Source organism: Ancylobacter mangrovi, from assembly GCF_024752335.1.
GTDB classification, from domain to species: domain Bacteria; phylum Pseudomonadota; class Alphaproteobacteria; order Rhizobiales; family Xanthobacteraceae; genus Ancylobacter; species Ancylobacter mangrovi.
The window spans coordinates 222,869-244,625 of record NZ_JANTHY010000001.1; the positions used below are offsets into that span (position 1 = coordinate 222,869).

General features: G+C 70.2%; 18 protein-coding genes. 10 read left to right on the plus strand and 8 right to left on the minus strand.

What is annotated here, in order from left to right; all coding sequences use genetic code 11:
- The first annotated feature begins 62 nt into the window (after positions 1-62).
- The 3 genes from NVS83_RS00975 (at position 63) to NVS83_RS00985 (ending at position 2,900) form a co-directional block, all read left to right on the plus strand.
- The gene (locus NVS83_RS00975; protein ID WP_258737653.1) at positions 63-920 is read left to right on the plus strand and encodes an ABC transporter permease; all 858 of its coding nucleotides are present in this window, start codon (positions 63-65) and stop codon (positions 918-920) included.
- Positions 921-931: 11 nt separating this feature from the next.
- Positions 932-1,723: an ABC transporter permease gene (locus NVS83_RS00980; protein WP_258737654.1), complete on the plus strand. Its 792-nt coding sequence runs from the start codon at positions 932-934 to the stop codon at positions 1,721-1,723.
- A 70-nt stretch (positions 1,724-1,793) separates the two neighbouring features.
- A complete protein-coding gene (locus NVS83_RS00985) occupies positions 1,794-2,900 on the plus strand; it encodes an ABC transporter ATP-binding protein (RefSeq protein ID WP_258737655.1) in 1,107 nt (368 codons plus the stop codon).
- A 50-nt stretch (positions 2,901-2,950) separates the two neighbouring features.
- On the opposite strand, the gene NVS83_RS00990 is transcribed toward NVS83_RS00985, so the two are convergent.
- Complete coding sequence (locus tag NVS83_RS00990) at positions 2,951-5,002, minus strand: putative bifunctional diguanylate cyclase/phosphodiesterase (protein ID WP_258737656.1); 2,052 nt, start codon at positions 5,000-5,002, stop codon at positions 2,951-2,953.
- A gap of 294 nt (positions 5,003-5,296) precedes the next feature.
- Between NVS83_RS00990 and NVS83_RS00995 the strand changes: the two genes are divergently transcribed.
- Positions 5,297-5,563 carry a hypothetical protein gene (locus NVS83_RS00995; RefSeq protein WP_258737657.1) on the plus strand — a complete coding sequence of 89 codons (267 nt, stop codon included), beginning with the start codon at positions 5,297-5,299 and terminating at the stop codon, positions 5,561-5,563.
- Between the two features lie 82 nt (positions 5,564-5,645).
- Entirely contained in the window at positions 5,646-6,236 is a 591-nt protein-coding gene (locus NVS83_RS01000) for an SCO family protein (RefSeq protein WP_258737658.1), read from the plus strand.
- Here the strand turns inward: NVS83_RS01000 and NVS83_RS01005 are convergent.
- On the minus strand, positions 6,181-8,115 hold the full coding sequence (locus tag NVS83_RS01005; protein WP_258737659.1) for a glycosyltransferase: 1,935 nt from the start codon (positions 8,113-8,115) through the stop codon (positions 6,181-6,183). The two genes, NVS83_RS01000 and NVS83_RS01005, sit on opposite strands and share 56 nt — an antisense overlap.
- A gap of 184 nt (positions 8,116-8,299) precedes the next feature.
- On the opposite strand from NVS83_RS01005, the gene NVS83_RS01010 reads away from it, so the two are divergent.
- From NVS83_RS01010 to NVS83_RS01025, 4 genes are all read left to right on the plus strand, one after another.
- Positions 8,300-9,271 carry a transporter substrate-binding domain-containing protein gene (locus NVS83_RS01010; protein WP_258737660.1) on the plus strand — a complete coding sequence of 324 codons (972 nt, stop codon included), beginning with the start codon at positions 8,300-8,302 and terminating at the stop codon, positions 9,269-9,271.
- A gap of 89 nt (positions 9,272-9,360) precedes the next feature.
- The gene (locus NVS83_RS01015; protein ID WP_258737661.1) at positions 9,361-11,019 is read left to right on the plus strand and encodes a lysine--tRNA ligase; all 1,659 of its coding nucleotides are present in this window, start codon (positions 9,361-9,363) and stop codon (positions 11,017-11,019) included.
- Positions 11,020-11,209: 190 nt separating this feature from the next.
- Complete coding sequence (locus NVS83_RS01020) at positions 11,210-12,361, plus strand: glycosyl transferase family 90 (RefSeq protein ID WP_258737662.1); 1,152 nt, start codon at positions 11,210-11,212, stop codon at positions 12,359-12,361.
- Positions 12,362-12,385: 24 nt separating this feature from the next.
- On the plus strand, positions 12,386-12,895 hold the full coding sequence (locus NVS83_RS01025) for a cupin domain-containing protein (protein WP_258737663.1): 510 nt from the start codon (positions 12,386-12,388) through the stop codon (positions 12,893-12,895).
- A gap of 26 nt (positions 12,896-12,921) precedes the next feature.
- Here the strand turns inward: NVS83_RS01025 and NVS83_RS01030 are convergent, their stop codons facing one another.
- Both NVS83_RS01030 and NVS83_RS01035 read right to left on the minus strand, forming a co-directional pair.
- Positions 12,922-13,407 (minus strand): hypothetical protein, encoded by a 486-nt coding sequence (locus tag NVS83_RS01030; RefSeq protein ID WP_258737664.1) that lies wholly within the window; start codon positions 13,405-13,407, stop codon positions 12,922-12,924.
- 44 nt (positions 13,408-13,451) lie between these two features.
- Positions 13,452-15,158: a thiamine pyrophosphate-binding protein gene (locus NVS83_RS01035; RefSeq protein WP_258737665.1), complete on the minus strand. Its 1,707-nt coding sequence runs from the start codon at positions 15,156-15,158 to the stop codon at positions 13,452-13,454.
- A gap of 234 nt (positions 15,159-15,392) precedes the next feature.
- Between NVS83_RS01035 and NVS83_RS01040 the strand changes: the two genes are divergently transcribed.
- The gene (locus tag NVS83_RS01040; RefSeq protein WP_258737666.1) at positions 15,393-15,887 is read left to right on the plus strand and encodes a hypothetical protein; all 495 of its coding nucleotides are present in this window, start codon (positions 15,393-15,395) and stop codon (positions 15,885-15,887) included.
- Positions 15,888-15,975: 88 nt separating this feature from the next.
- On the opposite strand, the gene gyrB is transcribed toward NVS83_RS01040, so the two are convergent.
- The 4 genes from gyrB to dnaN form a co-directional block, all read right to left on the minus strand.
- Positions 15,976-18,420: a DNA topoisomerase (ATP-hydrolyzing) subunit B gene (gene gyrB, locus NVS83_RS01045; RefSeq protein ID WP_258731241.1), complete on the minus strand. Its 2,445-nt coding sequence runs from the start codon at positions 18,418-18,420 to the stop codon at positions 15,976-15,978.
- A gap of 57 nt (positions 18,421-18,477) precedes the next feature.
- Positions 18,478-19,092: a LysE family translocator gene (locus NVS83_RS01050; RefSeq protein WP_258737667.1), complete on the minus strand. Its 615-nt coding sequence runs from the start codon at positions 19,090-19,092 to the stop codon at positions 18,478-18,480.
- Positions 19,093-19,194: 102 nt separating this feature from the next.
- On the minus strand, positions 19,195-20,385 hold the full coding sequence (gene recF, locus NVS83_RS01055) for a DNA replication/repair protein RecF (RefSeq protein WP_258737668.1): 1,191 nt from the start codon (positions 20,383-20,385) through the stop codon (positions 19,195-19,197).
- Positions 20,382-21,497: a DNA polymerase III subunit beta gene (dnaN, locus tag NVS83_RS01060; protein WP_258737669.1), complete on the minus strand. Its 1,116-nt coding sequence runs from the start codon at positions 21,495-21,497 to the stop codon at positions 20,382-20,384. The genes recF and dnaN overlap by 4 nt, the downstream gene beginning before the upstream one ends.
- Positions 21,498-21,757: the final 260 nt, after the last annotated feature.

Sequence of the window (21,757 nt, forward strand, 5' to 3'; positions counted from 1 at the left end):
AGGCCCAACAGGAGAACCGTCCGGCCCGGCGCTCCCGCGCCCGGGCCGGATGGAGACGTGACATGACCCGACGCTGCCCGTTCTTCGTCACCTTTCTCGCGCCCGCGGTGGTGACGGCCGTGATCCTGGCCGCCGCCATCCTCGAGGTGCTGCAGTACAGCGTGCGGGAGTTCATCCCCGGCTCGCTGGACGTCGGCGGCTTCACCCTCGAGAATTTCGTGCGCATCAACCGGCCGATCTACTGGCTGGTGCTGCTCGACACCTTCTACATCAGCCTGCTCACCGCGGTGTTCTCGCTGCTGCTGAGCTACCCGGTCGCCTTTGCGCTGGTGCGGGCCAGGCGCGACTGGGTGCGCTCGCTGCTGATCTCGCTGTCGATCACCCCGCTCTTCACCGGCGAGATCGTGCGCACCCTGTCGTGGATGCTGACGCTGGGCGCGGACGGCTTCGTCAACTCGATCCTGCGCAAGCTGTCGATCATCGATATGCCGATCCAGCTCATGTACACCCGCTTCGGCGTGGTGGTGGCGCTGGTGCAGTTCTCCATGCCGGTGATGATCATCCTGCTCGCCACCGCGATCAGCCATGTCGACCGCGACTGCGAGAAGGCGGCCGCCAATCTCGGCGCCAGCCCGACCGCCGTGTTCTGGCGCATCACCCTGCCGCTGACCATGCCCGGCATCCTCTCCGGCGTGGTGGTCATCTTCGCCTGGACCATGAGCGCCTTCTCCACCCCGCAGCTGATCGGCGGCGGCAAGGTGCTGATGATCTCCAACCTCGCCTATCTGCAGGGCTTCTCCGTGCTCAACATGCCGTTCGCGGCGACGCTGAGCCTGATCGCGCTCGTCGCCGCGCTCGGCAGCCTCGCCTTGATGAAGTCGGCAACCGGGCGCCTCGAGAAGCGCCTGGCGATCCACTGAGGATTTGAGCGATGCGCGTCTTCGCCTTCTGGAGCCTGGTGACGGCGATCCTCGTCTACATGACGCTGCCGACCATCGTGGTGCTGATGACCTCGGTCAACCCGACCGAGATCCTCGCCTTCCCGCCCGAGGGCATCTCGTTCCAGTGGTACCAGAAGGCGGTTACCTATCCCGACTTCCAGTCCGCCTTCTGGAACGGGATCGTCGTCACCAGCTTCGCCTCGACGCTGGCGCTCATCGTCGGCTCGACCTTTGCCTGGCTGGTCAACCGCTACGAGTTCGCCGGGCGCGGCGTGCTGGAGGCGGTGCTGTGGTCGCCGCTCATCATCCCGCACTTCACGCTCGGCTTCGGCTTCCTGCTGCTCGGCGGCGCGTTCCGGCTGCAGCAGGGTTACGTGATGGTGGTGCTGGCGCACATGGTGCTGGTGATGCCGTTCGTGACGCGGGCGGTCTATGTCAGCCTCGCCAATGTCGACAGCGACCTCTCCCGCGCGGCGGCCAATCTCGGCGCCTCGCCCTTCCACGTGCTGACGCGGATCGAGCTGCCGCTGGTGCTGCCCGGCATGGCGGGCGGCTGGCTGATCGCGGCGGTGATCTCCTTCACCGAGTTCACAGCCTCGCTCTATGTCACCGGCAGCCGCACCCAGACCCTGCCGGTCGCCATGTACAACTACATTCGCGAATATGCCGACCCGACCGTGTCGGCGATCTCGGCGATGCTGATCATCGCCACCACCCTCCTCATGTTCATCGCCGACCGCGCCTTCGGGCTGCGGCGCGTGCTGGCGATCGACACCCACTAGCGCCGTCTGCCCCGGGTTCGCCCCGGAAGGCGGGCGCGCTGCCCATCACGACGTGCCGGAGAGCTGACGCATGAACCCGAGCAACCCCGCCGATCCCGCCGTCGAGATCGTGCGCGTCCGCAAGGACTATGGCAGTGCGGTGGGCGTCGCCGACGTCTCGCTCACCGTCGGCCGGGGCGAGTTCGTCACCCTGCTCGGCCCGTCCGGCTGCGGCAAGTCGACCCTGCTCGGCATGATCGCCGGCTTCGTCGACCCGACCGCCGGCAAGATCATCGTCGACGGCGCCGACGTGACGCAGGTGGAGCCCTATCGCCGCGACATCGGCATGGTGTTCCAGAGCTACGCCCTGTTCCCGCACATGAACGTCTACGACAACGTCGCCTTCGGCCTGCGCATGCGCAAGCTGTCGAGGGCCGAGATCGACGCCGAGGTGCGGCGCGTGATCGAGATGATGAAGCTGGGCGGGATGGAGGAGCGCCGGGTGCGCCAGCTCTCCGGCGGCCAGCAGCAGCGCGTGGCGCTGGCCCGCGCCATCGTCATCCGCCCCAAGGTGCTGCTGCTCGACGAGCCGCTCTCCGCGCTCGACAAGAACCTGCGCGCGCAGATGCAGGTCGAGCTGTCGGACCTGCACCGCAAGACCGGGCTGACCACCATCTTCGTCACCCACGACCAGGGCGAGGCGCTCAGTCTCTCCGACCGCATCGTGGTGATGAATCGCGGCGAGGTGCAGCAGGTGGCGCCGCCGATCGAGCTCTACCGCACGCCCGCCAACGGCTTCGTCGCCTCCTTCATCGGCGAGATCAACGCCCTGCCGGCGGGGCGCTACGAGATCGCCGGCGGCGAGGCGGCGCTGGTGCTGCCGGGCATCGGCCGGCTGACCGCGCCGGCGCGGCCGGAATGGCGCTTCGGCCACGGCACCGAGGTGCGCGCCTTCCTGCGCCCCGAGCACGTGCAGCCCACCGGCGCGCAGCCCGGTGACGGCGCGAACCGGATCAGCGGCGTGGTGGCGGCCCATGTCTATCAGGGCTCGCACACCATCACCCGGGTGACGGTGGAGGGGATCGGTCTGGTGGAGACGCGGGTGACGGGCGCCGAGATCATGGCCGAGGCGCCGGTCGGCGCGCCGATCACGCTCACCCTCGATCTCGGCCAGGCGGTGCTGCTCGGCGAGGGCTGAGGCGCGGGAGACGGCGGCGGGGTACGGTCCGGCTACCAGCTCAATCCGGCTCAGCTCAGCACGGCCTCGGCTTCGGCCGGGCGGTGGAAGAAGAAGCCCTGATAGCGGGACGCGCCGAGCTCGCGCAGCTTGGCGAGTTGCACCTCCTGCTCGACCCCCTCGGCGACCAGCTCGAGCTTGAGCGAGCGCGCGATCGAGATGGCGGCGCGCATCAGCGCCTCGTCGATCGGGTCCTGGAGCAGGTCGCGCGTCACCGTCCAGTCGATCTTGATGCCGTCGACCGGCAGCCGCTTCAGCGCCTCGAACGAATTGTAGCCATTGCCGAAATCGTCGAGATAGATGTGCAGGCCGCGCGACCTGAGATCGCTCAGGAAGGCGCTGATCTGGCCGATGTCGTCGATTTCCTCGGTCTCGGTGATCTCCATCCTCAGCGCCTGCTCGACGCCGGGATACATCTCCAGGAGGTCGATCAGGTTGCGCTGGAAGGCGAGGTCGGCCAGCGAATTGGCGCCGACATTGACCGAGATGTACTGCTGCGCGCCGCGGCTGATGAGGCGCAGCGCGAGGTCGGTGGCGTGGCGCAGCACCCAGGCGTCGATCCGGCCCATCAGCCCCAGCCGCCGCGCCGCCGGCAGGAACTGGCCGGGGCCGCAGGAAGCGCCGTCCTCGTCGATCAGCCGGATCAGCGCCTCGTAGCCGAGCACGTTGCGGTGGTCGTCGACGATCGCCTGGAGGTGCAGCGAGAAGCGGTCGAGCTCGAGCCCGAGCTGGATCCGCTCGGCCCAGCTCAGCCGCTGCTGGGTGACGTTCACCTTCGGGTCGCCGAGGTCGTAGACCTGCACGCGGTCGCGGCCGGCATCCTTCGCGACGTAGCAGGCGGTGTCGGCCGCCGCCAGCAGGCTCGAAGGGGTGGCGAGCGCCGGCGTGCTGTGGGCGAGGCCGATGCTCAGCCCCACCGCGAAGCTGCGGCCTCCCGCCATGAAGGAGCGGCCATGGGTGGCGCTGTTGAGGCGGCGGGCGATGCGCAGCACCTCGGATTCGTCGAGCCCGGTGAGGATGACGGCGAACTCGTCGCCGCCGAGCCGCGCGACCATGTCGTCGCCGCGCACCTGCCCGCGCAGGAACTGCCCGACCTCGCGGAGCAGGTCGTCGGCGGCGGCGTAGCCGACCGCGTCGTTGATGCCCTTGAAATGATCGAGGTCGATGAAGGCGAGCCAGATCTCGCGCGGGTCGCGGTCGCGCAGGAGCTGGCCGAGCCGCTCCTCCAGCGCGAAGCGGTTCGGCAGCCCGGTCAGCAGGTCGTGGCGGGCGTGGCGGGCGATCAGGCTGGCGAACTCGGCGAGCGCCTCGGTCTGCTGGCGCAGCTGCTCGCGCATGACGATCAGCTCGGCCTCGCGCTTCTTCTGGGTGGTGAGCTCGGTCCACACGCCGACCGTGTGGCCGTCGTCGGTATGGCTGTGGCTGACCAGCATCCAGCCGCCGTTGCGCAGCGGGATCTCGACCCGGCGCGCGGGCACCTCGCGCAGCTCGGCCATCAGCGAGGCGACGAAGTCCGCGGGAATGTCCTCGGCGAAGAAGCCGCCGCGCTCCGCCTCCTCGAGCACCTCGTGCAGCGCCCGGCCGGAGCGTAGCGACACGCCGGCGGCGGCGAACATCTCGCGCATGTGGCTGTTGGCGAGCAGGATCCGGTCGCCGGCGTCGAGCAGCACGAAGCCCTCGCCGAGGCTGTCTATGGCGTCGAGCAGCTTCTTCTCGTCCGATTTAAGGGTGCTGATGTCGCTCCAGGTGGCGACGATCCAGCCGTCCGGCGTGCGGTATTCGCGGACCTGGGCCCAGCCGCCGTTCTCGAGCGGGATGTTGAATGGCTCGCCGGTGGCGGCGTGGTGCCGGCGCATGCGCTCGGCGACGTAGTCCTCGGGGCTGTCGACCCAGCTCCATTCCCCGGAGGGAACCGAGGCGAGGGCGGTGAAGGTGAGCCCGTGCAGGTCGCCGAGCGTTTCCAGAAACGGGAAAATCTCGATGAAGCGGCGGTTGTGGAGGACCATGCGGTCCTCGGGGTCGAACAGGGCGAAGCCGTCCTTGAGCGACTCGAGCGCGGACAACAGGTGACCTGTCACCTCGGCACCGGGACGCGGGCCGGAAGGTGAACGGACCGAATCCGACCTGTTAGAACGTCCGGCTTCAATCATGGTTACAAGGGCCCGCCCGATCGCCCCGCCTCGAACCATCCCACCGGGCGCCGAGACACTTGATAAGTCAATATAGCCCCACCGCACATACCGAGTTTGGTGGCATTTCAATACTATTTTGCCGTTAGAGCAAGCTTACCGCGCGGCCGGGTTTGAGATTGCACGGGCAAGGTTTACATAAGCTGAGCACGCGTCCGGGAGAAACCGATGCCCGCACCGCCCTTCGGACGGCCCTCCGCGCAGCCTCTCGCACGACCGGCTGACCGAGCTTCGCCGCGCGCCGCGCACGGTGCTGCCGCGCCGGGCGCAGGCGGGCGGGCGCGCTGGCGCGATGACGTGCCGCGCCGGGCCGCGACCTGGCTGATTGCCGTCGCCGGGCTGGTATTGCTGGGTGCGGCGATTGGCCTGTGGGCCCGTCACGGTGCCGCCGTTTTCTTCGACTTGATGGCGGCAGGCTTCGCCTATTGCATCTGAAGGCGAAGGCATCTTCGCTGGTGCCGCCCGGCGCCGTACCCCACGGGCGCGACGCGCGCCCACGCTCCACGCAGGCCGCCTCATGTCGCATCGCCGTGTCCTTATTCTCCTTGTCGCCTTCGTGATCGGAGCGGCCGCGGTCGTCGCCGGCACGCTCGCCCTGCTGCCGAACTCGAACAGCACCGTCGCCGCGCAGACCACGATCGGCGGCCCGTTCGAGCTGGTCGACGAGGACGGGCAGAAGGTGACGCAGGAGAGCTATCTGGGCGAGCCGATGCTGGTGTTCTTCGGCTTCACCCACTGCCCGGACATCTGCCCGACCACGCTGTTCGAGATGTCCCAGGTGTTCGACGCGCTGGGCGAGGACGCGCGCAAGGTCAACGGCCTGTTCATCACCGTCGACCCCGAGCGCGACACGCCGGAGGTGATGAAGTCCTATCTCGGCAGCTTCCATCCCAGCATTCAGGGGCTGTCGGGCACGCCCGAGCAGATCGCCGCCGTCACCAAGGCCTACCGGGTCTATTACAAGAAGGTCCCGACCCAGGACGGCGACTACACGATGGACCACACCGCCATCGTCTACCTGATGGGCAAGGACGGCGAGTTCATCGCCCCGTTCAATCTGAAGCGCTCGCCGCAGGACGCGGCCGCCGAGCTGCGCCGCTACCTCTAGGGCGCCCGGAAGGTCCCGGTCCCGGCCCCGATCCCGCTTTCACGGCGAGCGCCATGCGCAGGCGCCGGCGCGAGGTGCGCGCCAGCCCGTGGTCGGTCTTCTCCCAGTAGTGCGGGGCGAGGATGAGCTGGGCGAGCGCGCGCCAGGCGGCGAGCGACATCATCAGCCAGTAGGCCGGGATCAGCGGCGCCACCCGCGCGAGGCCCGGCAGGCCGCGCCGGCGCATGCCGACCACGGTACACAGCAGCGTGCTCGCATAGCCGAGCACCAGCACCGCGACGCCGATGCCCTCCAGCGCCGCGGCTGCGGTGCCGGCCGGGGCGGGCTGGCCGGCGAGCCAGCCGGCGAGGAGCGCGACGGCGAAGAACGGGTGCATCAGCGCCGCCGCCACCCCGCCGCCGAGCAGGAACAGCAACGCCAGCGCGCCGCCCCAGCCGGTCTCGCGGGCCAGCCGGCGCGGATGGCGCCCATGCACCAGCAGGGTCTGCATCCAGCCCTTGTACCAGCGGGTGCGCTGGAGCAGCCACGGGCGGGCCGCGCGCGGGGCCTCCTCGTCGGTGGTCGAGCCGATGACGGCGGTGCGCCAGCCCGCGCGCGCCAGCCGGACGCCGAGATCGGCGTCCTCGGTGACGTTGCACGGATCCCAGGCACCGAGCCGCTCCAGCACCTCGCGGCGGAAATGGTTGGAGGTGCCGCCGAGCGGCACCGGCAGGCCGCACAGGCCGAGCATCGGCAGCACGACGTCGAAATGGCCGGCATATTCGGCCGCGAACTGCCGGGTGATCCAGCTGTCGGCCATGTTGTCGATGGCGAGGCGCGCCTGCACGCAGCCGACCGAGCGCCCGCGCGCGCCCTGCAGCACGGCGCAGACCCGCCGCGGCTGCAGCGGGTCGGGCACGTCCTCCGCGTCGAAGATGCCGATCACGCTGCCATGGGCGAAGGGGAGGGCCGCGTTCAGCGCTTTCGGCTTGGTCTTCGGCCCGGCCTCGGGCGCCACCACGATCTCGAAGCCGGGCCTCAGCGCATGGCGGACGATGGCGGCGGTGGTCTCGGCGTCGTCGGGCTCGATCACCATCAGGATCTGCAGCTTCTCGCGCGGGTAGTCGATGGCGTCGAGCGCCTCGACGAGCTGGGGCACGACCCGCGCCTCGCGGTAGAGCGGCACGATCAGGCTGTAATGGGGCAGCAGCCGGTCCGAGCGCAGCGGCGGCGGCTCGGGCTCGGGCTCCATGGTGCAGGCGGCGAGGCGCAGCCCGCACCAGCCGAGCAGCAGCGCGGCCAGCAGCACCGCAACTGGCAGCATCACCGGCGCGGGGGCGGCGCGCATCAGGAACGGCAGCACCGCGAGCAGCAGGCCGATCCCCGCCATGACCAGCCGCGAGGCACCGAGCGTGCCCGCCGACTCGCTGGGCCGCGTGTGCAGCAGGCGGAAGGCGGCGAGCCGGCCGAGCTCGGGCCCGAAGCGCCGGCGGGCGAAGGCGGCGAGCCGTTCCGGGCTGGTCAGGGCGATGCGCCCGCGCAGCTCGGCCCGGGCGGCGAGGCGCGCGGCGAGCTCGCGCAGCCGGCGCCCGCGTGCGGCGACGATGAGCCGGCCGGTGCCGTCCGCCAGCACGCCGCTGCGCATCAGCCCGCCGATATCGGCGACCGAGGGGATGGCGGGCGTGTTCGAGAGAGCTCCCGGCCGGGCGTCCGGCTCGAGCGGCTCGAAGCGCAGGCCAAGCCGCTGCGCCGCCGCCCCGGCGAGCCGGTCGGCGGAGACGAGACCGGCAGCGAGCAGCACCTCGTCGGCGCCGATTCCCAGCCGCTCGGCGCGGCGTATGGCATAGGCGAGGTCGGCCGGGTCGAGCCGCCCGGCGAGGCCGGCGATCTCGACCGGCACCGCGGACTCCGCACCGGCGGCATCCGCGGCCCTAAGGCTCGTGCACGGTCTCATGCGTTCGCGCGGTCCCCAACCCCTCGCCTAGCCCGTCCCGACACGGTACAAGACCGCTGCGACGCAGCAAGAGGCGGTAGCCGGAGCGGGTTCGGGTTTGGCCGGGTATTTCGTGAAAACCGGGTATTTCGTGACGACGACCACGGCGCGCCTGTGTGTCGCGGCCTTGCTCGCACTGGCCGCGCCGCTGCTGGCGGACCGCGCCGGCGCGCAGCCGGCGGCGCCTCAGGCCGCGCCCAAGGCGGCTCCCCAGGCGGCACCCAAGGCTGCGCCCAACGCGGCGCCGGGCGGGGTCGCGCGGCTGCCGGCGGTCGACGTGCCCGGCTTCTGGGACCCCAAGCGCCGGCCCGACCGGCCCGACGTGACGCAGCTTCCCACCCAGATCCGCTTCGTTACCACCGAGGACTATCCGCCCTTCAGCTTCCGCGGCGAGGACGGCCGGCCGGCGGGCTTCAACGTCGACATCGCGCGCGCCATCTGCCAGGAGCTGGCGATCACCTGCACGCTCGAGATCATGCCGTTCGGCGATCTTGTCGCCGCGCTCGACGAGGGCAAGGCGGACGCGGCCATCGCCGGCATCGCCATCACGCCGGAGAGCCGCAAGACGGTCGACTTCACCGACCGCTACTTCCGCTCGCCGGCCCGCTTCGTCGGCCGGCGCGTCGACCTCCCGACGGGGGCGGGCGCGCAGGCGACGCCGGAACAGGTGACGCCGGGCTCGATCGCCTCCAAGACGGTCGGCGTGATCGGGGGCACCGCGCATGAGGCGTTCCTGCGCGACCTGTTCGCCGAGACCGCGATCCGCGCCTATCCCGACGCCGCGGCGTTGCGCGCGGCGCTGCGCAAGGGCGAGGTGGACCTGATCTTCGGCGACGGCGTGGAGCTCGCGCTGTGGCTGAACGGAACCCAGTCGCAGAACTGCTGCGCCTTCGTCGGCGGCCCCTTCACCGAGAGCCGCTATTTCGGCGAGGGCATGGGGGTGGCGGTCAAGCGCGGCAACGAGGCGCTGCGCCAGTCGCTCAACTACGCCTTCGCCCAGCTCTGGGAGGAGGGGGTCTATACCGACCTCTATCTGCGCTGGTTCCCGATCAGCGTTTATTGACGCGGAAGGACGGACTTCCTAGACGTGTCCGCCCGGACGGCGAGCGCCGTCCCAGCCACTTTCTTCAAGCAAGGCCCGGAGACCAGATCATGACGGCGACCGCTCAGGTCGAGGATGTTGCAGCCGAACTGCGCAGCGCAGCGGAGACCGCCGGCGCCTGGCCGTTCGAGGAAGCGCGCAAGATCATCGAGCGGCTGAAGCGGAAACCCAAGGACGAGGTGCTGTTCGAGACCGGCTACGGCCCCTCGGGCCTGCCCCATATTGGAACCTTCGGCGAGGTGGCGCGCACCACCATGGTGCGCCACGCCTTCCGCGTGCTCACCGACGACAAGGTGCCCACGCGGCTGCTGTGCTTCTCCGACGACATGGACGGGATGCGCAAGATCCCCGACAACGTGCCCGACCCGGCGGCGCTGAAGCCCTATCTGCAGATGCCGCTGACCCGCGTGCCGAACCCGTTCGGCGGCGGCTATGACAGCTTCGGCGCCCACAACAACGCCATGCTGCGCCGCTTCCTCGACACGTTCGGCTTCGACTACGAGTTCGCGAGCGCGACCGAATACTACGCCTCCGGCAAGCTCGACGCGGTGCTGCTGAAGGCGGCCGAGAAGTACGACGCCATCATGGAGGTGATGCTGCCGACGCTCGGCGAGGAGCGGCAGGCGACCTATTCGCCCTTCCTGCCGATCTCGCCGACCTCGGGGCGCGTGCTCTACGTGCCGCTGAAGGAGGTGAACGCCTCGGCCGGCACCATCACCTTCACCGACGAGGACGGGGTCGACAAGACCGTGCCCGTCACCGGCGGCAAGGTGAAGCTGCAGTGGAAGCCGGATTTCGGCGCCCGCTGGGCGGCGCTCGACGTCGATTTCGAGATGTTCGGCAAGGACCACCAGACCAACGCGCCGATCTACGACCGGATCTGCGAGATCCTCGGCGGGCGGGCGCCCGAGCACTTCGTCTACGAGCTGTTCCTGGACGAGATCGGCCAGAAGATCTCGAAGTCCAAGGGCAACGGGCTGACCATCGACGAGTGGCTGACCTATGCGAGCCCGGAGAGCCTGGCGCTCTACATGTTCCAGTCGCCGCGCTCGGCCAAGAAGCTGCACTTCGACGTCATCCCCAAGGCGGTGGACGAGTATTACGGCTTCCTCTCCCGCTACCCCTCGCAGGATTGGAAGAACCGGCTCGGCAACCCGGTCTGGCACATCCATTCCGGCAACCCGCCGGTGGAAGAGCTGCCGCTGACCTTCGGCCTGCTGCTGAAGCTCGCCTCGGCCTCCAACGCCGAGGACAAGGGCGTGCTGTGGCGCATCATCGAGCGCTACGCGCCGGGCACCTCGCCCGCCACCCACCCGACGATCGACAAGCTGGCGGGCTATGCGGTGCGCTACTTCATCGACCGGGTGAAGCCCTACCGGAAGTTCGACACGCCGACGCCGTTCGAGGCGCAGGTGCTGGGCGAGCTCGACGCGGCGCTGGCCGCGCTCGGGCCGGCGGACGACGCGGAGATCCAGAACGTGATCCTCGACGTCGCCCGCAAGCATCCCGAGTACCAGAACCTCAAGGCCAAGTCGCCGACCGGCGGGCCGGGCGTCTCGCGGGCCTGGTTCGAGATGCTCTACCGCACCCTGCTGGGCGAGAAGGAGGGGCCGCGCTTCGGCACCTTCGTCGCCGCCTACGGCATCCCCGAGACCAGGGCGCTGATCGCCCGCGCGCTCTCGGGCGAGCTGGCGAAAGGGGCGGCATGACGAAGGTGGTGTGAGGCGCGGCGCGAGGGGGCGGCAATGGCGCCCGCTCGCGGACCGCGACGCCGGCCGCTTGGCCGGCCATCCACCGGACGGAAGACGGACCAATCGATCGGGGCAGGGCAGGCAGCAGGGCGTCGAGGCCCGACATGGAACCCCCATGTCGGCATCGCGCCGAAAGGTGAGCGACTCCATGGCCTTGACCGACTTCGACCGACGCCGCATCGAGCTCTACCTCGCCGGCCTGCACGGCCCCGACCCCGATGCGGACCATGAGGACGACCTGCGCGACACGATCCTGTGCGGGGCCTGCGAGACGCGCGAGAGCATCGACCGCCGCTATCCCGACTATTTCTCCAACGGGCTCGGCATCGTCTACAGCACCTATATCAAGCAGGCGCAGGACTTCTTCGCCTTCGTCGCGCCGCGCTCGTGCTTCGCGCTCTGCGCGGCCGACAATCGCGCGCGCTTCTCCCATCCGACCATCGTGAAATCGCGGCTCGTCGCCGACCGGGACGCGAAGGGCGTGCTGCTGCCCCTCGACCGCAACCGTCACTGGGACGACCTGCTGCGGGTCTCGCAGTGCGACCGCCCGTTCGAGCAGAAGGACGACAGGCTGGTCTGGCGCGGGGCGACGACGGGCGTCTTCAACCGGAGCGATGAGTCGCTCGACTATTCGGCCCGCTATTACGTGGCGTTCCAGAAGCACCGGAACGCCAATATCGACCTGAAATACAGCAAGCTGGTCCAGCTCGACGGCTGCATCGACAACGTGCCGATCGACCTGATCTGGGCGCATCACGATGCGAGGGGCCTGACCATCGCCGAGCAGCTGGGGTCGAAATTCCTGCTCTGCCTGGAAGGAAACGATGTCGCCACCGGGCTGAAATGGATGATGGCCTCGAACTCGACCGTCATCATGCCGGCCCCGACCTGCGAGACCTGGTTCTGCGAGGGCGAACTGGTGCCGTGGGAGCACTATGTGCCGGTCGAGCACGACCTCTCGAACGTCGAGGAGGTCCATGACTGGTGCCTATCGAACAAGGGAAGGTGCCGGGAGATCGCCGAGAACGGCAAGGCGTTCGTCTCCCGCTTCCTCGACACATGGACCGAAATGAGCATCATCCGCACGGTGGTGCGCGAATATCTCGACCATTCGGACGTCCACATCGACTTTCCCTCTGGGGAACGGCTGGCGCAGGTGCGGAACTACGCCCGGCTGCAGCTCCGGCTGGCGCGCTTCGTCATGTACGGCGCGATGATACGCAGGAAGATCGGCACCTTGCGGCCGGGCGGGGACCCGATACCCGCCGGCGGCCTTCCGTCCGGGCGTGCGGCGTCCTAACCTGCCGGAAAACGGGAGGACGATATGGACGAACACGCCCCGCACGATTCCCATGGCCATGACCATGCCCATGCCGAGCGCTGGAAGCATGACGGGGTGCGCGTCATCAAGGGCGACCGGCTCGACGACAACACCGCGCAGACGCCCGGCATGTACCGGCAGGCGGCGATCAACCATGCCCGGGTCGGGGCCCAGAAGATCTGGGCCGGCACGGTGACGATCCAGCCCGACGCCAAGACCGGCGTGCACCATCACGGCGCGCTGGAGAGCGTGATCTACGTGGTGCGCGGGCGCGCCCGCATGCGCTGGGGCGACCGGCTCGAATATGTCGCCGAGGCGGAAGCGGGGGACTTCATCTTCGTGCCGCCCTACGTGCCGCACCAGGAGATCAACGCCGATCCCGACCAGCCGCTGGAATGCGTGCTGGTGCGCTCCGACAATGAGGCGGTGGTGGTGAACATCACGGATGTCGAGCCGGTGGAGAAGCCGGAAGAGGTGTACTGGGTCGACCCGATCCACAAGGCGCCCGGCTGAGGCGCCCGACTGGCGCCCGAGGACGCTCAGCCCTTGGCGCAGGCCTGCGCGAAGCTGGCGTAGGGCTCGGCGAGGCCGGCCGGGCTGATGATGTGGCGCGCGCCCTCCACCACCAGCGAGAACGGCCGCCCCGAGCGCGCCACGCGCTCGAACAGGGCGAGCGGGCCGTGGCCCTCCACGTCGACGCCCCCGCTCGCCGCGTTGGCAACCGCCTTGCCGGGGAAGGCCGCGCGCACGCGCATCCCCTCGAAGCCGATCTGCGCCGCCTCGCCGGGCGTCAGCCCGCTCGAGCCGATGAAGCTGCGCAGCTCGAGCGTACCGCTGCCGGGCCGGCATGAAATGTCGAGCGAGGCCTCGTCCGTGTCCGGTACGCCGAGCACGAGATGGACCGCCTCGCCGCGCGTGGCGACGTACCAGCCCTCCTCGACGCGGGCCTGCGCGGCGGCGGTGCAAAGGCCGAGCAGGGCGATGCCGAGCAGGGCGTGCGCGGGACGGCGGGCGAAGAGGGGCATGGGATCATCCGGCAGGCGGTGGAAGGGGGGAGGGCCGGCGGGCGTCAGCCGGCGGATCGGGCGGCCAGCGCCTTCTCGCGCAGCGCGGTGAGGCTGGTGGTCGGCGTGATCGCCTCCGGGTCGAGCTTCACATGCACGATCGACGGCAGGCCGCTGGCGAAGGCGGCGTCGAGCGCGGGGGCGAACTGCGCGTCCTCCTCCACCGTGACGCCGAAGCCGCCGAAGGCGCGCGCATAGGCGGCGAAATCCGGGTTTTTCAGCACCGTGCCGAAGACCCGGGCCGGGTATTCGCGCTCCTGATGCATGCGGATGGTGCCGTACATGCCGTTGTCGATCACCACCGCCACCACCGGCACGCCGTGCTGCACGGCGGTGGCGAATTCCTGCCCGGTCATCAGGAAATCGCCGTCGCCGCACACCGCGACCACGGTGCGCTCCGGGTTCAGGCGCTTGGCCGCAACGGCGGCGGGGAAGCCGTAGCCCATAGAGCCCGAGGTCGGGGCGAGCTGGGTGCCGTGGCCGCGGAAGCGGTGGAAGCGGTGCACCCAGATGGCGAAGTTGCCGGCGCCGTTGCACACGGCGGTGTCGGGCGGCAGGGCGCGCAGATAGCGCACCAGCGTCGCCATCTGCACCGCGCCGGGATTGGCCGGCGGCGTCTCGGTCCAGCCCAGATAATCGGCGCGCGCGCCGGCGCGCCACTCGCTCCGGCCGATCGCGTTGGGCGGCTGCACGCCCTCCAGCGCCGCGGCGAAGGCGGCGGGGGTGGCGTTGATCGCCAGCGCGGGCTGGAACACGCGGCCGAGCTCGTCCGCATCGGCATGGACATGGACCAGCGCCACACCGGGATCGGGCACGGGAAACAGGGTATAGCCCTGCGAGGGCACCTCGCCGAGCCGCCCGCCGGCGAGGATGACGAGGTCCGCCTCCCTGAGCCGGGCGAGCAGCTTCGGATTGATGGAGAGGCCGACGTCGCCGGCATAGGCGTCATGGTCGGCGGGGAACAGCATCTGCCGGCGGAAGCTGGCGCAGACCGGCAGGTCGAAACGCTCGGCGAAGCGCACCACGGAGGCGACCGCCTTCGCGTTCCAGCGCGCGCCGCCGAGGATCATGACCGGCCGCTCGGCGCTCCAGAGCATCTTCTGCAGCCGCATCATGTCGGTGAGGCCCGGCCAGGTCTCGGCCGGCTCCACGGCTGGGGCGTCCGCCACCTCGGCGAGTTCGCTCAGCACGTCCTCGGGCAGCGCCACCACCACCGGGCCGGGGCGGCCCTGCATGGCGACGCGGAAGGCGCGCGAGACGATCTCCGGGATGCGGGCGGCGTCGTCGATCTCCACCGCCCATTTGGCGAGGGTGCCGAACACGGCGCGGTAGTCGACCTCCTGGAACGCCTCGCGTCCGCGCATGGAGCGCGCGATCTGGCCGACGAACAGGATCATCGGCGTGGAATCCTGCTGGGCGACATGCACACCGGCGCTGGCATTGGTGGAGCCCGGCCCGCGGGTGACGAAGCAGATGCCGGGCCGCCCGGTGAGCTTGCCGCTGGCCTCCGCCATCATCGCCGCGCCGCCCTCCTGCCGGCAGGTGACGAAATCGACCGCGGTGTCGGACAGCGCGTCGAGCACGTCGAGATAGCTCTCGCCGGGCACGCCGAAGGCGCGGACCACGCCATTGGCGACCAGCGCGTCGACGAGAATGCGCGCGCCGGTGCGCGGACCGGGAGCGCGAGGGGTGGAAGCGGGGGAGGAGGCCATGGCTGCGCTGCGATCGACACCGGAAGGAAGGCGAGGCGCGCACTCTAGAGCCGTTTGCGCCGCGATGGAAACAGGCGGCGGGGAAAGCGCCCTAGTTTCAATAGGCTGGGCGGTGCCGGGCGCGGGCGGCGGGGCGGGCGTGCTCGCCTTCGCTTCCAGCACTACCGGCAGCGGCATGCTGGCCGCCGCACCAGCGAGGTCGGCGGCATCACCGATCTCGACATCCTCGGCGGCGTGACCTCCGGCGCCAACGGCGTGGTGGCCGGGCGCGAGTGCGGTGGCGGTGGGGCCGACGTCTATCTCGGCACCGACGCGCTGGTCGATGCAGGCGAGAACGGCGTCGTCTCGCAGAGCGGGCGCGCCGGCGGGTTCGTTAACATGGTGAGCGGCGGGCGCATCATCGCCGACCAGTCGCGCATTGTCGCTTCGAACGAGGGCGGCTCGGCGAATGTGGTCTCCAACAATTTGACCACCGCCGGCGGCTCGTTCGGCGCTGCGGCGACGACGACTGACGGCGACGCCTCGCTGCAGGTCAGTGCCGCCATCGACGGCTCCGCCCAGACCGGCGCCATCGTGGAGGGCGACGGCAACGCGAGGGTGGACATCAACGCCTCGGTCGACGCGCTCGCCAACGGCGTGCTGGGCAAGGCGGAGCTGCTGGAGCTCGACCATACGAGCGGCACGTGCAGCCCGGCATGCGCTCCAGTTGTGAGCGGAAGTCTGCTCTAAAGCGCGCCGCGCCATCTCTTGCCACGCGGGTTTTCGCCATACAGGGCGAGGAGTTGCGCGGGGCAGGGCGCCCCGCGCGAACTGGTCGTCAGACGTCGACGCTGGCGCGCAGCGCGTTGTCCTGGATGAACTCGCGGCGCGGCTCGACCACGTCGCCCATCAGGCGGTTGAACAGGTCGTCGGCGTCGGCGACCTCCTTCACCTTCACCTGCAGCAGCGAGCGGGCGTTGACGTCGAGCGTGGTCTCCCAGAGCTGCTCGGCGTTCATCTCGCCGAGGCCTTTGTAGCGCTGCAGCGCCACGCCCTTGCGGCCGGCGTCAGTGACGGCGTCGAACAGGTCCATCGGGCCGAACACCAGCGTGTCGCCGCCCTTGCGGCGCAGCGTCGCCGGGTCGTGATGCACGTCCTTGAGCTCGGCGGCGAGGCTGTCGAGGCGCCGCGCCTCGGGCGAGGTGACGAAGGTGGCGTCGAGCACCGCGACCTCGCGCACGCCGCGCACGGTGCGCGAGAAGCTGTAGCCGGCGGCGTCGGCGACGCCGCTCCAGCCGCGCTCGGTCTCCTCGGCGATGAGGTCGAGGCGCCGGGCGACCTCGGCCGCGATGGCGCTCGCGGCCTCCTCCTCGGAGAGCAGGCCGGGCGCGAAGGCACCGGCGATCGCCGCCTGCTCGACCACAGCGCGGTTGTAGCGCGGGTGCAGGCCGTTCATCACATGGCGGAAGGTACGCGCATTCTCCAGCACGTGGTGGAGGTCGGCGCCGATCCGCACCTCGCCGGAGGCGAGATGCAGCGCGGCCTCGTCGAGGCCCTGGGTGATGAGGTAGTCTTCGAGCGAGCGCTCGTCCTTCAGGTATTGCTCGGACTTGCCGCGCGTGACCTTGTAGAGCGGCGGTTGGGCGATGTAGACGTGGCCGCGCTCGAGAAGATCGGGCATCTGCCGGAAGAAGAAGGTCAGCAGAAGCGTGCGGATATGGGCGCCGTCGACGTCGGCGTCCGTCATGATGATGATCTTGTGGTAGCGCAGCTTGTCGATGTTGAAGTCGTCGCGGCCGATGCCGGTGCCGAGCGCGGTGATGAGCGTGCCGATCATCTCCGAGGACAGCATCTTGTCGAAGCGCGCGCGCTCCACGTTCAGGATCTTGCCGCGCAGCGGCAGGATGGCCTGGAAGGCGCGGTTGCGGCCCATCTTGGCCGAGCCGCCGGCCGAGTCGCCCTCGACGATGAACAGCTCGGACTTGGCGGGGTCGCGCTCCTGGCAGTCGGCGAGCTTGCCGGGCAGGGAGGCGACGTCGAGCGGGCTCTTGCGGCGGGTCAGCTCGCGCGCCTTGCGGGCGGCCTCGCGGGCGGCGGCGGCCTCGACCACCTTGGTGACGACCGCCCTGGCCTCGGCCGGGTTCTCCTCCAGCCAGATGCCGAGCGCGTCGTTGACCAGCGCCTCGACCACCGGGCGCACCTCGGAGGAGACCAGCTTGTCCTTGGTCTGGGAGGAGAATTTCGGGTCCGGCACCTTGACCGAGAGCACCGCGGTCAGCCCCTCGCGGCAGTCCTCGCCGGTGGGGTCGACCTTCTCCTTCTTGGCGATGCCGGAGCGGTCGGCATAGCCGATGATCTGGCGCGTCAGCGCGGCGGCGAAGCCGGTGAAGTGGGTGCCGCGGTCGCGCTGGGGGATGTTGTTGGTGAAGCAGAGCACGTTCTCGTGGTAGCTGTCGTTCCATGACAGCGCGCATTCGACCGTGATGCCGTCGCGCTCCGAGCGGATCACCACCGGCTTGGGCAGCACCGCCTGCTTGGAGCGGTCGAGATACTGCACGAAGGCCTCGACGCCGCCCTCATACATCAGCTCCTCGCGCTTCACCTCGGCCGAGCGTTCGTCGGTGAGCACGATGCGCACGCCGGAATTGAGGAAGGCGAGCTCGCGCAGCCGGTGCTCGAGCGTGGGATAGTCGAACTCGATCCTGGTGAAGGTCTGCGGCGAGGGCAGGAAGGTGACCTTGGTGCCGCGCATGCCGGGGCCGGCCGGGCCGACCAGTGCGAGGTCCTGTCCGTTCTCCGCGTCGCCATGGGCGAAGCGCATCCGGTATTCGTTGCCGTTGCGCCAGATGGTGAGCTCGAGCCAGGTGGAGAGCGCGTTCACCACCGAGACGCCGACGCCGTGCAGGCCGCCGGAGACCTTGTAGGAGTTCTGGTTGAACTTACCGCCGGCATGGAGCTGGGTCATGATGACCTGCGCCGCCGACACGCCTTCCTCGGCGTGGATGTCGGTGGGGATGCCGCGGCCATTGTCGGTCACCGTGACCGAGCCTTCGGCGTTGAGGGTGACGGTCACCTCGTCGGCATAGCCCGCCAGCGCCTCGTCGATGGCGTTGTCGACCACCTCGTAGACCATGTGGTGCAGGCCCGAGCCGTCGTCGGTGTCGCCGATATACATGCCGGGGCGCTTGCGCACCGCGTCGAGGCCGCGAAGAACCTGGATCGACTGCGCGCCATAATCCTCCCCGTTGGAGGCCGGGGTCGGTTCGTGGTCGGAGTCAGCCATCGGTGGAGCTCTTCGAATCGGTTGAATTGACAGATCTTTTGTAGCGCAAACAGACGGTTATTTCGTGGCCACCAGCACGGCCGCGCCGGCCATGGCGGTGCCGCAGGCGCGGTTGATCAGCCGGACCGCGCGGGTGCCGGCGGCGAGGCCGCGCGCCCGGTGCGCCAGCACCACATAGCCGCCGAACACGGCCGCCAGCACCAGCGCGATGACCAGGCACAGCTCGAGAAAGCCGAGCGCGGTGAGGTGCTTGAGGTCGACGATGCTGGGCAGCAGCGCGAGGTAGAAGGCCATCGCCTTGGGATTTCCGAGCGTCATGCCGAGCCCGGTGAGGAACAGGCCGGCGCGTGAATCGCTCTCGCGGATCTCGCCGGCGGCGATGGCGACCGGTGCCGCGGTCCACATCTTCCACGCCAGCCAGCCGAGATAGAGCGCGGCGCCGAGGCGCACCAGGACGAACAGCGAGCCGACCGCCGCCGCCAGCGCGGCGAGGCCCAGCGCGGCGCCGGCCAGCCACACCATGTCGCCAAGCACGATGCCCGCCACCAGCAGCGCCGCGCCCTCACGCCCGCGCACCAGCGTGCGCGCGACGAGCGCGATCACGCTCGGCCCCGGCGAGGCGGCGGCGAGCGCCAGGGCGGCGGCGAAGACGATGAGATCGAGGAGGTGCATGATCGCTCCTACGTGCGCGCGCGTGCGCGTGTAGTCAACCCCTGCCTGCGGATGGCTGCGATGCGGCGAAGGGCGGCCCGTGCCGCGTTACGACTTGCCGCCTCACGCCGTGCCGGCGGGCGCGATACGGCCCGGCGTGACGTCGAGACGCTCCGCCCGCCCACCGAGCGCGGCGAAGGCGGAAGGGTCGGCGCCGGTCATCCACACCTGCCCGCCGAGCGCCTCCAGCGCCTCGAACAGCGCGGCCCGGCGGACCGGGTCGAGATAGGCGACGACGTCGTCCAGCAGCATCACCGGCGTCATGCCGGCCATCTCGCCGACGAGGCGCGCATGGGCCAGCACCAGCCCGATCAGCAGCGCCTTCTGCTCGCCGGTGGAGCCCTGCGCGGCGGGAATGGCCTTGGGTCCGTGGCCGACCAGAAGATCGCTGAGATGCGGGCCTTCCAGCGTGCGCCCGGCGGCGCGGTCGCGCGGGCGGGCCGCGCGCAGGCTGGCGCGGTAGCCGTCCTCGACCTGGGTCGCCGGCTCGCGGGCAAGCGCGCGCTCGACCTCGCCGTCCAGCGCCACCGTGGCCCATGGGAAGGGCGAGGCGTCGTCGGCGCCCTCAACGCTCCCACCCTCGAGCCCCTCCTGGCGCCCTTTCGCGATGCCGGCGGCGAGTCGGCGCACCGTCTCCAGCCGCGCGGCGGCGACCGCAACCGCGAGCGCGGCGAGCTCATGCTCGACGGCGTCGAGGAAGCGCGGGTCGCCGGCGGGCTCCTCCAGCAGCCGGTTGCGGGACCTCAGCGCCCGCTCCAGTGCGTTGACCCGCGCGCCGTGCTCGGCGTCGACCGCCAGCACCAGCCGGTCGAGGAAGCGCCGGCGCTCGGAGGGCGGGCCGAGGAACAGCCCGTCCATCTCCGGCGTCAGCCAGACCACGCGGATATGTTCGGAAAAGGCGGCGGCCGAACCGACCGGCTCGCCGTCGATGCGGCAGCGGCGGCCGCGGACCTCGCCCGCGCCGGCCTCGATGCCGGTGCCGAGCGTGACTTCGCCATAGGCGCCCTCGACAACGGCGGACACCGCCCAGCCGGGCGCGGCCATGCCCTGCGCCCCGCGCGCGGCGAACTGGTCGAGCGCGGCACGGCGCAGGCCGCGCCCGGGCGCCAGCAGCGAGATCGCCTCGAGCAGGTTGGTCTTGCCGGCCCCGTTGGGGCCGACCAGCACCACGGGGCCGTCGCCGGCGCGGATGTCGGCGGCGTGGTAGCTGCGGAAATCGCTGAGCCTGAGACGGACGATGCGGGTGCGGTTCACACGCGCATCGGCATCAGCACATAGAGCGCGCCGCGCTTGTCCGGGTCCTGCACAAGGGTGGGGGAGCCCGGATCGGCGAGCTTCAGCTCCGCCGTACCGCCTTCGATCTGCGAGGTGATGTCGAGCAGATAGCGGCTGTTGAAGCCGATATCGATCGGCTCGGCGGCATATTCGACCTCGATCTCCTCGGTCGCGCTGCCGGAATCGGGATTTGTGACCGAGAGGGTGAGCTTGCCGTCGGCGATGGAGAGCTTCACCGCCCGCCCGCGCTCGCTGGCCACGGTCGACACGCGGTCGACGGCGGAGGCGAAGTCGGCCTTGTCGACGATCAGCGTCTTGTCGTTGCCAAGCGGGATCACCCGACCATAGTCGGGGAAGGTGCCGTCGATCAGCTTCGAGGTCAGCACCACGCGGTCGAGCGAGACCCGGATCTTGGCGGCCGACAATTCGACCGTCACTTCCTCGTCGGCGTCCTCGGCGAGGCGCTGGATCTCCGCCACCGCCTTGCGCGGCACGATCACGCCCGGCATGCCGGCCGCGCCGGCGGGGGCGGCGGTCTGCGCCTGGGCGAGGCGGTGCCCGTCGGTCGCCACCGCGCGCAGCACCGGGCCGCCGGCGTCGACGACGTGGAGATAGATGCCGTTCAGATAGTAGCGCGTCTCCTCGGTGGAGATGGCGAACTGGGTCTTGTCGACCAGCCGCTTCAATTCGCCCGCTGCGAGGGTGAACTTGTGCGTCATCTCGCCGGCGGCGAGATCGGGGAACTCGTTCTCCGGCAGGGTCTGCAGCGCGAAGCGCGAGCGGCCGGCGCGCACGGTGAGCGTGCCGCGGTCGCCGGAGGTCTCGATCTGCACCTGCGCGCCCTCGGGCAGCTTGCGCACGATGTCGTAGATCGTATGCGCGGGCACGGTGGTGGCGCCTTCCTGGGCGACCTCGGCCGGGATGGTCTCGACGATCTCGATGTCGAGATCGGTCGCACGCAGGGCGAGGCCGCGCGCGTCGGTGCGCATCAGCACGTTGGCGAGGATCGGAATGGTGTTGCGCCGCTCGACGACACGATGGACGTGGGCGAGGGATTTGAGCAGCTCGGCCCGCTCGACAGTGACCTTCATGGCCGCGACACCCGTGGCAGTACGAGAAACGGGACGGAGCGCGGGGGAGGCGGGCGCAGCCCACCGCACACTCCGGGTGAACGGCGCGGGCGCGCCGCCGGGGGCGACGACATTGCCGCTAGTACCGCCCCAAGGCAAGGCCGGGGGCGCGGCAATGCGGCAGAATGGTGGGGAAAGTGGCGGGGAAAGCGGGGGAAAGCGCCTCTACGGGCGCTTTCCGGCCGGAATTGCGTCGGCCCGGTGAGCAGGGCGGCCCGGGA

What these genes read in the sequence shown, in the direction of transcription:
- NVS83_RS01000 (WP_258737658.1), top strand. Translation starts at nt 5,646, where the DNA reads ATGTCGCATCGCCGTGTCCTTATTCTCCTTGTCGCCTTCGTGATCGGA.
- NVS83_RS01025 (WP_258737663.1), top strand. Translation starts at nt 12,386, where the DNA reads ATGGACGAACACGCCCCGCACGATTCCCATGGCCATGACCATGCCCAT.
- NVS83_RS00985 (WP_258737655.1), top strand. Translation starts at nt 1,794, where the DNA reads ATGAACCCGAGCAACCCCGCCGATCCCGCCGTCGAGATCGTGCGCGTC.
- NVS83_RS00995 (WP_258737657.1), top strand. Translation starts at nt 5,297, where the DNA reads ATGCCCGCACCGCCCTTCGGACGGCCCTCCGCGCAGCCTCTCGCACGA.
- NVS83_RS00975 (WP_258737653.1), top strand. Translation starts at nt 63, where the DNA reads ATGACCCGACGCTGCCCGTTCTTCGTCACCTTTCTCGCGCCCGCGGTG.
- NVS83_RS01020 (WP_258737662.1), top strand. Translation starts at nt 11,210, where the DNA reads ATGGCCTTGACCGACTTCGACCGACGCCGCATCGAGCTCTACCTCGCC.
- NVS83_RS00980 (WP_258737654.1), top strand. Translation starts at nt 932, where the DNA reads ATGCGCGTCTTCGCCTTCTGGAGCCTGGTGACGGCGATCCTCGTCTAC.
- NVS83_RS01035 (WP_258737665.1), bottom strand. Translation starts at nt 15,158, where the DNA reads ATGGCCTCCTCCCCCGCTTCCACCCCTCGCGCTCCCGGTCCGCGCACC.
- gyrB (WP_258731241.1), bottom strand. Translation starts at nt 18,420, where the DNA reads ATGGCTGACTCCGACCACGAACCGACCCCGGCCTCCAACGGGGAGGAT.
- NVS83_RS01050 (WP_258737667.1), bottom strand. Translation starts at nt 19,092, where the DNA reads ATGCACCTCCTCGATCTCATCGTCTTCGCCGCCGCCCTGGCGCTCGCC.
- NVS83_RS01030 (WP_258737664.1), bottom strand. Translation starts at nt 13,407, where the DNA reads ATGCCCCTCTTCGCCCGCCGTCCCGCGCACGCCCTGCTCGGCATCGCC.
- dnaN (WP_258737669.1), bottom strand. Translation starts at nt 21,497, where the DNA reads ATGAAGGTCACTGTCGAGCGGGCCGAGCTGCTCAAATCCCTCGCCCAC.
- NVS83_RS01015 (WP_258737661.1), top strand. Translation starts at nt 9,361, where the DNA reads ATGACGGCGACCGCTCAGGTCGAGGATGTTGCAGCCGAACTGCGCAGC.